We start from the raw sequence: 15,252 nt of genomic DNA, 5'->3' as shown, positions 1-15,252 counted from the left end.
CTTATTGTTAAAAGCTAGTTTTATGCTTTGGCTCGAGATATTGTGATACTTGATTTCTATTAAGGATTAACCAGTGACTACTTTGATAGTTTTCTTTACTTTTTCCGCAATTTTTCTTGCTTCAGAAATATCTTCATTAACAATAGTTACGTGCCCCATTTTTCTGAAAGGTCTGGTTTGCTTCTTGCCATAAATATGTGGCGTAACACCTTTTAGTTTCATAATGGTTTCGATGTTTTCATAAACGACATTTCCTGCATGTCCTTCGGCTCCTACAAGATTCACCATAATTCCGGCGACTTTACTCTCAGTAGCACCGAGTGGTAAATCTAGTATTGCTCTTATATGTTGTTCGAATTGATTGGTGTAACTAGCCTCAATACTATAATGACCACTATTATGGGGTCTTGGAGCAACTTCATTGACCAGAATATCATCATCTTTTGTTTGAAACATTTCTACAGCTAATATACCAACATGTGAGAAGGCTGAGGATACTTTTTCAGCAATTTCCCGTGCTTTTTCAGCAATTTTTTCGTCAATTCTAGCTGGACAAATCACATACTCTACTTGATTGGCTTCTGGATGAAACTCCATTTCTACCACAGGATACGTTTTTATTTCATTCGAAGGATTACGAACAACAATTACTGCAAGTTCATTTTTAAAATTAATTAAGGTTTCTGCTATACATTCTGTATCAGGAAGTTTAGCAATATCTGCTCCAGTTCGTATAATAGAAACTCCTTTACCGTCATACCCGCCTTGAGTACTTTTCCATACAAAAGGAAGTTTTACTTTACCACTGGTAATACCTTCTGTTAGATGTGCTTTATTAGAAAACTGAATAAAATCGGCTGTAGGTATTCCTTGTTCTTTGTAGAAAAGTTTCTGTCTTCCTTTATTTTGAATTTTTTCTAAAGTTTTAGAATCAGGATATACTTTTTTTCCTTCTCGTTCTAATCTGGCTAAAGCCTTTATATTAACAGTTTCAATTTCGAAAGTTAGTATGTCTACTTTTTTTCCAAAGTTGTAGACAGTGTCATAATCCATAAGATCACCTTTCTGAAAGTGATCACAGGCTATTCTGCAAGGGGCATCGGGGTTGGGATCTAGAACATAGGTTTGGATATCGTATTTTCGGGTTTCGTAGAGCATCATTTTACCTAATTGACCACCACCCAGAATACCTAACTTAAAGTCTGACGAAAAATAGTTTGTCATTTTTTGGAGTATCTAATTTACCTTAAGCAACAAAAATAAATTTTTAATAAGTAAAAACCGCAATATTGGACAGTAAATGCAGTAGAGATCTATCATAAGTCTTGTTTGTAATCACTATATTTGCCGCTTTAAAAACAAAACGGATACTGTGATAATCTCATAATACAATGATTACACTACACGACTTACAATTTGAACCCTTTATTGCTGAAGAAAAAATAACCAAAGCAATGGACAAATTGTCTGATAGACTTAATGAAGATTTATCAGGTAAAAAACCTCTTTTTATTGGAGTGCTAAACGGTGCTTTTATGTTTGTGTCTGAAGTATTGAAGCGATTCAATCACGATTGTGAAGTGAGTTTTGTAAAACTAGCTTCTTATGAAGGGACAGAAACAACTGCGAATGTCCAACAGCTTATAGGATTGAAAGAAGATATATCGGGTAGAACTGTGGTTATTCTTGAAGACATAGTCGACACCGGTAATACGATTGTAGAATTGACAAAAATGCTTCAGAATAAAGGATGTAAAGAAGTGAAAATTGCAACTTTATTTTTTAAACCAGAAGCATATACTAAAGAAATTACTATAGATTATATAGGGATAGAAATCCCAAATCGATTTATTGTAGGATATGGACTAGATTATGACGGCTTAGGTCGTAATCTTACAGAAGTTTACCAATTAAAACAAAACAACATGACAAATTTAGTGTTATTCGGACCTCCAGGAGCAGGAAAAGGAACACAAGCAGAAGTTTTAAAACAAAAATATAATCTTGTACATATTTCTACGGGAGATGTATTTAGGTATAACATAAAAAATGCTACAGAATTAGGAACATTAGCTAAATCATATATTGACAAAGGACAATTGGTACCCGATGAAGTAACGATTAATATGCTAAACGCTGAGGTTGACAAAAACCCAGACGCTAAAGGTTTTATATTTGATGGTTTCCCGAGAACTGAAGCACAAGCAAAGTCATTAGCAGAATTATTATCTTCTAAAGGAGCAGAAGTAAGTGCTATGGTTGCTCTAGAAGTAGATGATGAGGTGTTGGTAGGGCGTTTATTGGAGAGAGGAAAAACATCTGGTCGTCCTGATGATGCAGATGAAGGTGTTATTAGAAATCGTATCAAAGTATATTATGATGAAACTGCCATTCTAAAAAACTATTATCAAAAACAAGATAAGTATTTTGGAGTTGATGGAGTAGGAGGTATCGCTGAGATTACTGAACGTTTAAGTAACGTTATTGATAAATTATAGTTGCTAGTTGAAGCATTTAGAAACTTCGCTTGCGATTATGAAAAGATTAAATTGAAAAGATTCCGGTCTAGGCCCGAATAAGATGTAAAGTATTATGACAGAAGGGAATTTTGTAGATTATGTAAAGTTACACGTAGCTTCAGGAAATGGAGGTAAAGGATCTGTACATTTACATAGAGAAAAATATATTACTAAAGGAGGCCCCGATGGAGGTGATGGTGGTCGTGGAGGTCACGTCATTTTTAGAGGTAATCCAAATATGTGGACATTACTCCACCTTAAGTTCAAACGTCACTTTAGAGCAGAACATGGAGGGCACGGAAGTAAAAGTAGGAGTAGTGGAGCAGATGGAGAAGATGTATATGTAGATGTACCTTTAGGAACTGTAGTACGAGATACTGAAACTCAGGAGATTCTTCATGAAATTACAGAAGGGGGACAACAAATCATACTTGCAGAAGGAGGAAAGGGTGGACGTGGAAACTGGCATTTTAAGAATTCAGTGAATCAAACTCCAAGATATGCGCAACCCGGTATCGAAGGTCAGGAATATGAAATCACACTAGAACTAAAAATATTGGCAGATGTAGGTTTGGTTGGTTTTCCTAATGCAGGGAAATCTACTTTACTATCTGTAATTACTTCTGCAAAACCAAAAATTGCGGACTATGAGTTTACAACACTTAAACCAAATTTGGGGATTGTAGAGTATAGAGATTTTCAGACCTTTGTGATGGCAGATATTCCTGGTATTATCGAGGGAGCTGCAGAAGGCAAAGGTATTGGACATCGTTTTCTGAGACATATAGAACGTAACTCTACGTTACTTTTTTTAGTTCCTGCGGATGCTTCAGATATTAAAGAACAATACGAGATCTTATTAGACGAATTAAGAAGATACAATCCTGATTTATTGGATAAAGAGCGATTGATAGCTATTTCTAAATGTGATATGTTAGATGATGAATTAAAAGCAGAGTTAAAGTCAGAATTGGATACACAATTAAATGTACCTTATTTATTTATTTCTTCTGTTGCTCAACAAGGACTGCAAGATCTTAAAGATGAGTTATGGAAAATGCTAAATAATTGATCAATAAAATCCTATGCTATTTTTGATTTCTCTCTAAGCTTATCTGAGCATTAGTTTTAAAGTAATATCTGATATTCCCATTTTTAAAAAGTATAATCCTTTTGGATATCCTGTAAGGTCAACAGTTTTACTAATGCCATTTATAATCTCTTTTCCTGAAAGATCATAGACTATCCAATTTGTCTTTTTAGGAAGGTTATAGGACCCTGAACTGGGATTAGGGAAAATTTTGATGTTCGATTTTTCATTATGATTTTCTACAGATAAAGCATTTGTATAAAAATCCCACTCGTTAATTCTTTGTTTTGAGACTCTAAATTCATCAAACCAAACATAATAATCATCATCTTTCGGAGCATAATCATCCACATTAGATCCTCCTAGAAAAGTGGAGATTAATATATGATTGATTGTTATGTTTTCTCTGTTTTCTGATGGGTTCCTGTAGTAATTAAAATAATTAGACTCTACAAAATCATAATTTACACCATCTACCCATCCTTCAAAGAGACCATCGTTACCGTTCGGAGAACTTTCCAGAACATAATGTAATTCGATATTATGCCACCCTTGCGCTCGAAGATAATTTTCATATTCAAAAGAACAAATATTAGCGCCATCTACTATACGATCTCCCCAAAATCGCAGTTCATTTTCATCCTCGTTAATAGCGTCATCTGCAGGTTCTTGCTCACCTGGAAGTTCCATATAGAACTGAATAGCACCACCTTTTCTGAACATAATACGACCTTTCCATCTATTGCGATCTCGATCTCCATCAGGAGTATTTGGATCAGACCCACCAAGACTTGGTAACTTACCACCACATAAATTAAAGTCAAAATCATCACTAAACTTTATCCAATATGATAGATATAGATCTGAAGATTCATAATAGTTATCTTTAAAGGTATTCATTAATGGTATTCTAGTGTCAATACCTGAACTACTAGTTTTGAGTAATCCTTTAGGGTATTTTACTTTTAGAGAAACTCCGCCGGGATCAATACTGTTTTCATAATCAATGGACACTCTGTCTTGTGTGTCATCTTTTTGACCATTTATGGTTTGGCCATCATAAAACCCGATTCCGTTAGAAGTAGGAAAATCTGTTTTAAGTTCATTTTCGGTATATGTATCGCCAACTCTTAAGTGATCAAAGCTGATATGGTATTCATCATTTTCTAGCAATGGATCTGGAGCAAGAATGATATTTCTCTGTGATGTGGATGCTACAGTTTCATATTTTAAAGCACCAATTTTTAATTGAGTACTACTATTGCCGGTTGTTAAATCGAAAACTCCATTTTCATCTGTTTTGGCATAATTACCAACGTCATTCGCATTACATACTAATGCGTTTTCGATTGGATTTCCAGATTGATCTTTTACGGTTCCTGAAATCTGTGCTTCTACATTTGCTATGGATGCTAGCAATAGTAGTAGACCAAGTTGGTAATTTTTCATAGTGGTTAGTTAGGTTAATCGATTCGAAAACGAAAATATTTTAAAAAAAGTATACCTATATTCGGTTATTAATTTTAATCCTTACATATCCACATTAACAAAATATAATTGTATATCAACTGCTTATAGAATATCCTTTTTTTAATATTCCATCTGCAGCTTCGGGATGTTTTTTTAAATAAGCTGCAACAAAGGGACAAAGCGGTACCATTTTATATCCTTTCTCCTGAATGTAGTTGAGTACTTTTTTTACAATCATACTCCCTAATCCTTTTCCTTCCATAGTTTTTGGTACTTCAGTATGAGTAAGGTATATGGAATTGTCATTAGTCAGGATATACTCTATAAATATAATTTCATTTTCTACCTGAAGTTCAAATCTCTTTTTAGGACGATCTGTGTTATTTATTAATTCCAGTTGTGACCAGTCATTCTTTGCCATAAGTGATTTTTGAAGTTATATCTCAAAATTATGATATAAATGATTATCAATGACTTAACGAATGGTTAAAAACTCGAGGTAATTGTTTTAACTTATCTCTTTGCCGAATAACAGGTCGATTTCTAGATATTGTTCTTTTATAAGACTTAAACCAAATGCTGCAGCAGATGCAGAGAATACAGAATAATCTAAAGGACCTTTGATACCCAATGTAATTGTCATTGCAACCCCAAAAATCAATAATAAAAATCCACTTGCTTTTGCTGCTAATGAGGTTTTGAAACCAATAAATAAAAAAACTGCCAACAGTATTTCTAAGAATGTTGCTACTATTCCAAGACTATTGATCATAAACTCTGAAGCCCAAGGATTCAGTAACTTTGTGTACGCTAAAAAACTTTCCCAAGTACCCCAAGCCGATTTTTCTTTTGACCAAAAACCAAACCTGTCTGCAACCGCTGATATAAACCCGATGGAAATACTAACTCGTAAGAAGAGTTTTATAAAATTGATTTTCATAATAAAATAGTTTCTAGATTTATTCTTGTGAAGGTACAGGTACAAGTAAAGTAGCTATTCCTATTCTGTTCCATGAGTTGATTCCACATATAGCCATAATAATATCGGCTACTTTTTTTTCTCCAAATGTTTCAATAGCTTTTTGATACACATTATCTGATAATCCATAATCTGAAATATTAGTAACCTCTTCTGTCATTGCTAAGATAACTTGTTCTTCTTTAGTAAAAAAAGGAGAATCTTTCCATACAGGCAGTGCGTGGATACGGTATTGTTTTTCACCTTTTTCAACAGCTTCTTTAATGTGCATTTGCATACAGTATGCGCATCCATTGATTTGTGAAGCTCTGATTTCGATCAACAAAAACTCTTGTTCGGTTAATGTACTTTTTTTACAATTAGTGTATAAATCAAATAGTGGTTGGTATGCGTTTGGCCTTACTTTACTAATATCTATTCTATCCGTTTTCATATGTATGAGATTATTTGTTTAGTACAAAATTCAGCATATCGAATGATGAAAAACTTAATCTAGATTAAGAAATATATTAGGAGTGTTTTTTTGCTCTTATTTTGCTAAGGAATTCTGGAGTAAAGCCAAGATAGGATGCTAACATATATTGTGGGATACGTTGGACAAATTCGGGATTGTATTCATAGAAAGTGTTATAAAGTTCTTCTCCAGAAAGATTAAACATGTACTGAATCCTTCTTTGATCTGCTATGCGTACACGCTCCAAAATGATCCTGAAATACTTATTAATTTCTAAAGAGTTTTGTAAAATAAGATCCAGTTTTGCTTTACTAATTTTTAGAACTATAGCATCTTCAGTGGCCTGTATATTAAGTTGTGATTGCGTTCGATTCATAAAACTATCAAAATCGGTAAGCCACCAATCTTCAATACCAAAATTGATGGTTTTTTCAATACCTTTTTTATTGATAAAAAATGATCTGAAACAACCTTTTACAATGAAATGATTGTAATTACAATAGTGTCCTTCTTTTAATATGTAATGCTTGGCAGAAATTTTTTCAGACTCAATAATATTCAGGAAATCTTGCATCTCTTTTTTAGAGGGACTTACGAATTTTAGGATATGATTTTTTAAGGATGCTATCATTGTTTAGTAAAAGTAGAATTACAAAATTATTCAGACTGCTTGATCTATTAATTTTTTGTTTTCAGGATTAAGAAATGATCATCCATAACATTCCCAGTTATAATAAAATCTTCAAAAGGAGTCGCGACAGTTGATCCAGACATTACTGTTCCATCGTTTGTATATACCTGCTCTATATCGTAATCATTTTCACCACGATACGTAACTTTAATAATTTCTGAAGGAGAAGTTTCTTTTTTCCCTTTGGCATAGGATCCAAATCGCAATAAATTAGGGTGCGCCCCTATCCATAGATTTCCCTTCGTATCGATTTCAATATTATCTACTCCTGTACCGCAAGGGATATCTTCTACAAATTTCAGAGAACCATCTAGATTTCTTGAATATACTTTAACCAAAAAAGCTCTGGGAGACGCTACAAATAATAGGTTTCGTTTAGTATCGAAATTAATTCCATTGGCATAGGCAATTCCGTTAGCAACTTCAATATAGTTTTCACCATCATAATACAGTACATTGGATATAGAAAGTCCAAGATATTCTTCTAATACTTTACCAAATCCATCCGTATATTTATGATCATTGGTTACATAAAAACGATTTTCATCAATTAGTACAAGATCGTTTGGGCTAACCAAGGAAGGATGTGTTAATGTTTTTTCGTGAACCAGGATTTTATTTTGCATTGTAAAAACTTCGATAGCATGTTGTCCATCTGGAGTATGGTTAATTGCCATTACTTTATAGGTGCTATCTTTTTTAATCATCGAAATTCCATGTGGGGCAAAAGATTTTTGATAAGAAGATGTAAGATGGGTAATACTAAAATCATTGTCCTTTATATTCATAAGATATAATCCTCCCTTTTCTTCCTTCACAGGAGGATGTATTTCTCTATTTGTAGAGGATATTAGTGCAAAACCATCAGAGGTGCTTACAGTGATATCCTCTGCACCGGGAATAGGAATTTTCTTTAGAACAGTTCCTTTAAATTGATTTTCGACTGTTCTAAAAAAACCAGTTGATATTAATGTATAAGCAACAAAGGCAATAATTGCTACTAAAAGAATTAATAAAATTCTTTTACTAAAACGCTTCATATATTTCTGATCTTATTATTTTTTATTATTGTTAGGGATTGGTGGTGGTCCTTCAGGAACAATAGCTTCATATACTTCATCTCCTTTACGTTCTTTGTATTCAGCTTTTACTTTTTCTAGAGCTTCAGGGTTTTCGTAAAGATCTGTCATTGTCATAGCCATTGCTTTAGAAGCGTATAACATTCCTTTATGACCAATACTCATCCCACCACATGCTACTACAGCCCAAGAATGCCAAGGTGTATCTTTTGGAGCAGTTGTAACTCCTAGATTAATATTAGCTACATTCCAGCTTACATCTCCCACATCGGTAGAACCGCCACCTGGATGTTCCTTAGTTAATTCGAGCGGATTGATGGCGCTGTCCATACCTACTTGTTCTTTTTTAGTCACTTCTTGAATTTTTTTACCGAAAGCAATTTCCTCATCGGTATAGGTAATCGGTCCAAGAAGTTCTAGATTATTCTGCATTAGTTTTCCTCCTTCTCGATTTACAAGCACTTCATAAATGCCGGAGATCAAAGAGATTTTGTAGTCAACATTTGCCATTATAGCGGCTCCTTCTGCCATTTTCTGTACTCGTTCATATACAGGCATCATACCAGAGCGTTTGGTGTCGCGCACTCGCATCCATAATCTAGCGTAGTCTGGAACTACATTAACCACTTGTCCACCATCCTGAATGTGATAGTGCATACGAACGGTTGGTTTTACATGTTCTCTATAATAGTTGATTCCGGTTGTGTATAACTCTAATGCATCAGAGGCACTTCTACCATTCCATGGATCAGCAGAAGCGTGTGCCGCTTGTCCAAAAAACTCTATTTTAAAATCTACTAATGCTAATGAGCTTTGTACATCTGCTTTGGTAGATGCGGATGGATGCCAACTAATATTTGCATCGACATCATTCCATAACCCTTCTCTAACCATCCATATTTTTCCAAAGTATTTTTCTTCACTAGGTGTGCCAAAAAACTTTACCGTTCCTTTGATCTTACCGCTTTGAATCAGTTCTTTTACAGCGATCGCAGCTCCTAAGCTTCCTGCTCCAAATAGATTGTGTCCGCAACCGTGTCCTCCAGCTCCTTCATTAAGCGGAGATTTTGTAGGTTGTGCTTTTTGCGAGATTCCGGGTAATGCATCAAATTCGCCTAATACACTAATTACAGGTTTTCCAGAACCATAGGTTGCAACAAACGCTGTTGGCATTCCCGCAACTCCTCGTTCTACAGTAAACCCTTGCTTTTCTGCATAATCTGCTAATAATTTTGAAGATTGATTTTCTTCAAAAGCGGTTTCTGCTAATGCCCAAATTTTATCACTGATACTGATAAGTTCTTGTTGATGTCTTTCTATTGATTTTATGATTGCTTGTTTACTTTCAGAAGGTTTTTTTTGGCCATAGATCGGAATGATCAATATGGAACAAAACAATAAACATATAAAGTTATTTGATTTCATAATAGCCCAGTTTTTGACAAGTTTGATTAAGATGATTACCTTAAAAATAATGTTTTTTATACTGATAATGACATTTTAAAACATTCTTATGAGCTTTTACTTTTAGATTTTTGATAATCGTATATAGGTCTTTTACGGCACAACCACATGTGTAAAAAGACGTTTACTAATTAAGTTCTTACGAATACTCATTTGTTAACATTTCTTAACGTTAATTACAATAGTTTTAACCTGTAGTCAAGTAATACATTGATTATATAATTGTTATTGATAACATAAGAATTGTAAAAATTACTCCATAAAAATCAATTTTAAAAATGAAGATTAATAGTTTATTTAATGTTTTTGCATTTATCCTGATTATTACATTTGTTTCTTGTCAAGATCTTGTTGTTCAGAAAGAAGATCGGACCTTAGAAAACAATAAATTAATTGCACAAGCCGATGTTACTTCAAAAGAAGAAAATCTTTCAAACATCAATGAGTTGGTATCCTATGATATAGCGTTTTCTGATTTAAATAAGATCGTTCAATCTTCTGAGTATGCTACCAAGTTTAATGGCACAACATCATATACTGTATTTGCTCCGTTAAATGGTGCTTTTAAGAAATTACCGAAAGGAACATTAGAAAAATTAATAGCATCCGAAAATAAAGATGAGTTGACTGCAATTATGAATTGCCACATCATTCCGGGAACCATAAATGAGCAAGATATGATCAAAGCTATTAATGAAGGAGGAGGAAGTGTAAAGTTAAAAACACTTGGAGGTACTAAACTGATAGCAAGTAGAAAAAGAGGTAAAATTTATTTAATCGATAAAAACGGTAATGCGGGTAGATTGATGAAAACAGATATTGAAGCTACTAATGGAGTGATCCATACGCTAGAGACTGTAATGATGCCTAGAAAATAGAAAGACATAATTTAATGTGTTTGTTTAAAACCGGAGAACCTCACAATTAGATAGAGTTGTGAGGTTTTTTATGATTTAAAATCAGCTTTTTCTGCCCACTCCAAATCTTTTATCAGTTCCTTGTTGCTGAACTCTAAATGGATAACTCTTCTTCTTTGATCATTTGTTGTACGACTGGAACTATGCAATAATAGAGGTTGCATAAGCATAACGTCTCCTGTTGGTACGTTGCAAACTATTTCTTTTTCTATATTCCAGTCAATGGTTTCTGGTCTATAGATTCCTTTGAGGTGAGATTCAGGGATTACTTTTAAAGCTCCATTATGCTCATTAGTTTCATCCAGATGTATTCGTATAGTATAGATGTTTTCTAAAACTTCTAAAGGAGGTTGTACTCCAAATTGATTTTGCTTTACTGTCCAATTAGTATATCCCGGTATTATTACTTTTTTGTTTACTGAAATTGACAAATCCTGATGGTAGGATACAAACCAATTAGAAGCGGGTGGTTTATCAAAGTATATCGACTTAACTAGGAAATAATCTTTTCCGAAGTATTCGTGAATTAAATGCTTAAGGGTATTATTAAAAAGCAGATCTTTAATCTCAGGAACTTCTTTTAAGAACCGTCTAATTGCAAATAGGTCTTTCGTTTTTCTGAAATTAGTATTCTCAATGTTCAAGAATTCCAACACCTCAATCAATTCATCTATTTCTTTACTTGAATAGATATTTGGAAGGGTTGTGAAACCTTGTTTTTGAAGCTCTAATTTGTGGTTTAGTACTATTGACATTGTTAAGAAGATAATATTGTTAGCAATAATTCATTTTTCAATTATCAAATTTTCTAGATATCTAACAGCGGAGGCTATTAAATTCTTACGATTCATTGCTTTTTTTTCAAAGTAATCAAGAGTCTCTTTATTTAATTTTCTTCCCTTTATAAATACAGTTGATGGGTTTTGCAATGTAGATAAGTCTAATAAAGGATTATTATCCATTAATATTAGGTTTGCAATTTTGCCAACTTCAATAGTACCCATATTGTTCATAATCGAATGAGTTTTTGAAGCATTTACAGTGGCTGTTTTTAATACCTCATAATTGGAAAGCCCAGCTTCTTTATAGAATGCAAGTTCTTGATGAATTGAAAACCCAGGTATAGTTATACCTATTCCAGCATCCGTTCCACAGATAAATGTGGTACCTGCTTCATGGAGTTTTTTGATAATTTTCAAATGAAAATCATGCTGATTTTTAATAGTCTTGACAGTAGAAGAATCTTTTAGCTTAGCAGTATACCACCTTTCAAACTGTGCTTTACTATCTACTTTTTTAATAAGCGGATTCATGAATTGTAGTTGCTCTGACATTAAAATTTTATCATCAATAAGCATTTGGTAAATGTTATTGTAAACCGTTAAAGTTGGGCTAAAAGAACTGTGTTTTGATTTCGAGAAATCATTAATCACTTCTTTTAATTTTAATGTATCTAATTTATAGTTTAAAGGTTGCTGAATAATGTCTTCAGCATGTTCTATAGATTTTATTTGAGGATTAAAATGATAGGAGTAAGGTACTTTTTGTGAAGGATGTGCAACAATATCTATATCAGAGATTATTGCTTGTTCAATAACGGCATCGAATATATCTTCTGTCATGCCATAAAAGGTTTTTATAAAATCGTATCCTCTCTCCTTATATGAAATTACTTTCTCCTTAGCTTCATTGGGACTTGTTAATTGTAAATTATCATCTCCAATAAATTCTGGACCTGTGAGTTTAGGCCCGGTTGTGAAAAATATTGGTGAAATAATCTCGTCATTGTTTACAGCTTCTTTAATTCTTAAATGCATTGGCATCCCCCATAAATTACGAACCGCTGTAACACCATTGGATAGATACAAACCAAGTTCATATCGATCCCATATGTGGACATGCATATCTATAAGTCCCGGCATAACATATCCATTCCCTCCGTCAATAATTTCAATGCCTTGAACTTTAGTACTGTTTTCAATAGATTGAATAATACCTTCCTTGACATATATCATTTTGTTTGTTAAAATAGTGTCTTGCGTCATCGGGATAATGTTAATATTCTTAATGAGGTATGAGTTGTTATTTGCAAACTCATTCTTTTCAACTTTCAGGTAGCTTGTTTTTTGTATATCAACTCCCAGTATAATAAGAATTGTTATTAGTAGTATACCAATGAGTATGAAGATGATCTTAAAAATTCGTTTTAATAATTTCATTTATTCCAATTATTATTAAGGTTCAATATGTCAATTTTAAAAAATAAATTATATCTGAGCCAATCGATTCTTTTTCGTTAATTTTTATTCTTTAAAACTTATAAGAATTTAGTGTCTTTTTAGAATAGGTAATAATCTTTCAACTTGGGCTAAGCTACTATGATTTTATAGATTGTTTGTTCTTCTGATTGAAAATAACCATTAATTCTATAGCTACCAATCCAAAAATAACTAGGAGTTCCAAGAAAAAGTAAAGAAGCCCTAAAACAGTCATATTTTGGAAGTAGTAATAGATGAATACAATGGTGATAAAACAATAGGCTAGATTTGCAAAAGCTATGATCTTCAAAAAAGGTTGCCAATTTCTGGGATTAAGAAAATAGCAAGAAATTGAATATATTCCATAAATAACTGCTATTACGGATAAAAAATAGAGTGTCTTTTTAGGCATTCCAATATATTCCTGAAATGTGGTTAATACGATAGTCAGAAAAAATATGGTGAGCAATGCCCCCAATCCATCGATAAAGAAAAGTTGTCTTGGTTTTTTTCTGAAGGTGTCAATTAATTGCTGAATTCTGTGAGTCATACTTCAAAACGGTGTTGTTTAGTTTTTATGAATCCTTAATAATCCAAAATCAAAAGGAGTCCAAAGACAAGATTTTAATCCACTTTCCTTAAATCCTAGGTTTACCCAACTATTACAGGTTTTAAAACATGAATAACTTCCTTTTGCTCTGTAAAAGTCATCTATTGAAGAATAACCTTGATTCTCTAAAATAACTTTCATTCCATTTTCATGAGTTTTAAAAGTACTTCGTAGATAAGAATTCAGTTTATCTAATTCAGTTTTGCTTATTTTTATTTGAACCCAGTCAGAGTGTATAGATTTATAACGTGTTACGTGCATTAGAGTAGAACTTTTTAAAAACATAGCTTTTAAAGCATTTTTAAAAGTTAAATCTCCCCAAGTGGGTGTGTTAATGTAAAAATTCTCATCTCCCCAACCAAAAGAGAAGTAGTAGTCCGATGGTTCTCTTTTTATTCCACGAAGTAATAAGCTGTCAATGTTATTTTTTGGAATTACAATGTCTAAATGGACTCCATTGGTGGCTAAATAAATACTTTTATTCTGTTCCTCGCTATTCGTTTTTGGAGTTACGGGAATATAAGAACAAACTAAGGCAACAATTAAATATGTGATCGGAATTAGGAGTGCTACTCCTAAGTATTTTAGTGTCTTTTTTACCAGTTGCATAGTACTAGTTACAAAAAATCAATGAATTCTTTTGGATGATCCAGGAACTAATATCAGCTTGCTACGACCTAGCTATGTAACTTATACCTAACCTTTAGTAACTGTAATCGTATAAGTAGCCACGATATCGCCATTAATTTTTAGATGAGTGTCATAAACTCCTTTGTTTTTAAAAGAGTGTGTAAAGGATATGATATTGTCTGTGTTTTGAGTATTGTAAATTTTGAATATTTTTTCTTCGATACCAATATAATGTACCAACGCAATATTCTTATCCAAAATGTTTTTAGATGATTTGAAACTAAACGTAATTTCATCATCTTTTTTGATGGATATATTCATGAGTTGTGGAGACATAGGAATGATGCTGTTTTCAAAAGTTTCTGCATATACTAATGGCGCTTTTATAAAATCAGTAGACGTTACATTATCATTAAGCAACCACTTTTGTTCTAAAGGGAAGTGGTTTTTTCCGAATAAAACTGGGTCTGTCAAGAAGTATCCATCATTATAGGCAGTTACAAAAGTATTATATTCGTTTAAGTAACCGCTCGCCCAAGTAGCATCGCATAAATACCATTTATCATTTAACTGTACAGCATTCCAGGAATGATTGGCCATTTCCAACTCTTTAATGTTAGACGTTACAGATCTTCCGTATCCATCTACAATCTCACATTGGATATTTGCCAAAAAACATAATTCTTTAATTAGATAGGCATAGCCAGTACACATTGTTTTTTTACGTTTCAGTAACTTTTTAAAAACAGTTTTCTTGTATTCGTGATTCCATCTCAAAAATGAAATAGAATCATGTTGAAGCTTTTTACGTTTCTTATTCACTATAGTAAACTGTGTATTATCCCCTTTAATGTTTTGGCAAACCCACTTGTAGATTGCTCTAAACTTTTCTGCATCGCTGGGCAATGTATTTGTTAGTTGATATGCTAAAATAGGGAGGTTTTCTAAAGAAGCTCCTTCATTCAATTGGGCAATGTTATCGGCTCTTATAAAATCTATGGATGCAAAATCAGAGATTTGTGGATATAGGCAATTCGTAAAAACGGTAATAAAAAAAATATAAAAGCTGGCTCTCATAACGATGCTGATTG

Annotated in this window: 16 protein-coding genes; 3 read left to right on the top strand and 13 right to left on the bottom strand. The window is 33.0% G+C overall.

From position 1 onward, the window contains the following. Positions 1–66 precede the first annotated feature (66 nt). Positions 67–1,224 carry a 5-(carboxyamino)imidazole ribonucleotide synthase gene (locus Q0921_RS14485; protein WP_299258010.1) on the bottom strand — a complete coding sequence of 386 codons (1,158 nt, stop codon included), beginning with the start codon at positions 1,222–1,224 and terminating at the stop codon, positions 67–69. Between the two features lie 167 nt (positions 1,225–1,391). Here Q0921_RS14485 and Q0921_RS14480 point away from each other — a divergent pair, with 167 nt between their 5' ends. Next, the gene (locus tag Q0921_RS14480; protein ID WP_299258008.1) at positions 1,392–2,498 is read left to right on the top strand and encodes an adenylate kinase; all 1,107 of its coding nucleotides are present in this window, start codon (positions 1,392–1,394) and stop codon (positions 2,496–2,498) included. A 94-nt stretch (positions 2,499–2,592) separates the two neighbouring features. Continuing rightward, entirely contained in the window at positions 2,593–3,591 is a 999-nt protein-coding gene (obgE, locus tag Q0921_RS14475) for a GTPase ObgE (protein ID WP_299258006.1), read from the top strand. Between the two features lie 39 nt (positions 3,592–3,630). Here obgE and Q0921_RS14470 read toward each other — a convergent pair whose 3' ends face one another. The 7 genes from Q0921_RS14470 to Q0921_RS14440 all read right to left on the bottom strand — a co-directional run bounded on the left by Q0921_RS14470 (position 3,631) and on the right by Q0921_RS14440 (position 9,707). Further along, positions 3,631–5,058: a polysaccharide lyase gene (locus Q0921_RS14470; protein WP_299258003.1), complete on the bottom strand. Its 1,428-nt coding sequence runs from the start codon at positions 5,056–5,058 to the stop codon at positions 3,631–3,633. 115 nt (positions 5,059–5,173) lie between these two features. Then, positions 5,174–5,500 carry a GNAT family N-acetyltransferase gene (locus tag Q0921_RS14465; RefSeq protein WP_299258001.1) on the bottom strand — a complete coding sequence of 109 codons (327 nt, stop codon included), beginning with the start codon at positions 5,498–5,500 and terminating at the stop codon, positions 5,174–5,176. Between the two features lie 87 nt (positions 5,501–5,587). Beyond that, positions 5,588–6,019 (bottom strand): DoxX family protein, encoded by a 432-nt coding sequence (locus Q0921_RS14460; protein ID WP_299257999.1) that lies wholly within the window; start codon positions 6,017–6,019, stop codon positions 5,588–5,590. A gap of 19 nt (positions 6,020–6,038) precedes the next feature. Next, the gene (locus Q0921_RS14455) at positions 6,039–6,491 is read right to left on the bottom strand and encodes a carboxymuconolactone decarboxylase family protein (RefSeq protein WP_299257997.1); all 453 of its coding nucleotides are present in this window, start codon (positions 6,489–6,491) and stop codon (positions 6,039–6,041) included. Positions 6,492–6,567: 76 nt separating this feature from the next. After that, entirely contained in the window at positions 6,568–7,143 is a 576-nt protein-coding gene (locus Q0921_RS14450) for a Crp/Fnr family transcriptional regulator (RefSeq protein WP_299257995.1), read from the bottom strand. A 47-nt stretch (positions 7,144–7,190) separates the two neighbouring features. Continuing rightward, the gene (locus Q0921_RS14445; RefSeq protein ID WP_299257993.1) at positions 7,191–8,243 is read right to left on the bottom strand and encodes an SMP-30/gluconolactonase/LRE family protein; all 1,053 of its coding nucleotides are present in this window, start codon (positions 8,241–8,243) and stop codon (positions 7,191–7,193) included. 15 nt (positions 8,244–8,258) lie between these two features. Next, a complete protein-coding gene (locus Q0921_RS14440; RefSeq protein WP_299257991.1) occupies positions 8,259–9,707 on the bottom strand; it encodes an amidohydrolase in 1,449 nt (482 codons plus the stop codon). Positions 9,708–10,024: 317 nt separating this feature from the next. Between Q0921_RS14440 and Q0921_RS14435 the strand changes: the two genes are divergently transcribed. Further along, positions 10,025–10,624, top strand: a complete 600-nt coding sequence (locus Q0921_RS14435) for a fasciclin domain-containing protein (RefSeq protein ID WP_299257989.1) — start codon at positions 10,025–10,027, stop codon at positions 10,622–10,624. A gap of 68 nt (positions 10,625–10,692) precedes the next feature. Here the strand turns inward: Q0921_RS14435 and Q0921_RS14430 are convergent, their stop codons facing one another. The 5 genes from Q0921_RS14430 to Q0921_RS14410 form a co-directional block, all read right to left on the bottom strand. Beyond that, positions 10,693–11,418, bottom strand: coding sequence for a phytanoyl-CoA dioxygenase family protein (locus Q0921_RS14430; RefSeq protein ID WP_299257987.1), 726 nt, complete (start codon positions 11,416–11,418; stop codon positions 10,693–10,695). 30 nt (positions 11,419–11,448) lie between these two features. Continuing rightward, the gene (locus Q0921_RS14425) at positions 11,449–12,882 is read right to left on the bottom strand and encodes an amidohydrolase family protein (protein WP_299257985.1); all 1,434 of its coding nucleotides are present in this window, start codon (positions 12,880–12,882) and stop codon (positions 11,449–11,451) included. 157 nt (positions 12,883–13,039) lie between these two features. Then, positions 13,040–13,471: a hypothetical protein gene (locus tag Q0921_RS14420; RefSeq protein WP_299257983.1), complete on the bottom strand. Its 432-nt coding sequence runs from the start codon at positions 13,469–13,471 to the stop codon at positions 13,040–13,042. Between the two features lie 18 nt (positions 13,472–13,489). Further along, on the bottom strand, positions 13,490–14,140 hold the full coding sequence (locus tag Q0921_RS14415; protein ID WP_299257981.1) for a DUF2459 domain-containing protein: 651 nt from the start codon (positions 14,138–14,140) through the stop codon (positions 13,490–13,492). An 87-nt stretch (positions 14,141–14,227) separates the two neighbouring features. Continuing rightward, positions 14,228–15,238 (bottom strand): transglutaminase domain-containing protein, encoded by a 1,011-nt coding sequence (locus tag Q0921_RS14410; protein ID WP_299257979.1) that lies wholly within the window; start codon positions 15,236–15,238, stop codon positions 14,228–14,230. Positions 15,239–15,252 lie beyond the last annotated feature (14 nt).

It is taken from the genome of uncultured Aquimarina sp., assembly GCF_947496855.1.
In the GTDB taxonomy this organism is placed as follows: domain Bacteria; phylum Bacteroidota; class Bacteroidia; order Flavobacteriales; family Flavobacteriaceae; genus Aquimarina.
This window is presented reverse-complemented; position numbering and strand designations above follow the sequence as displayed.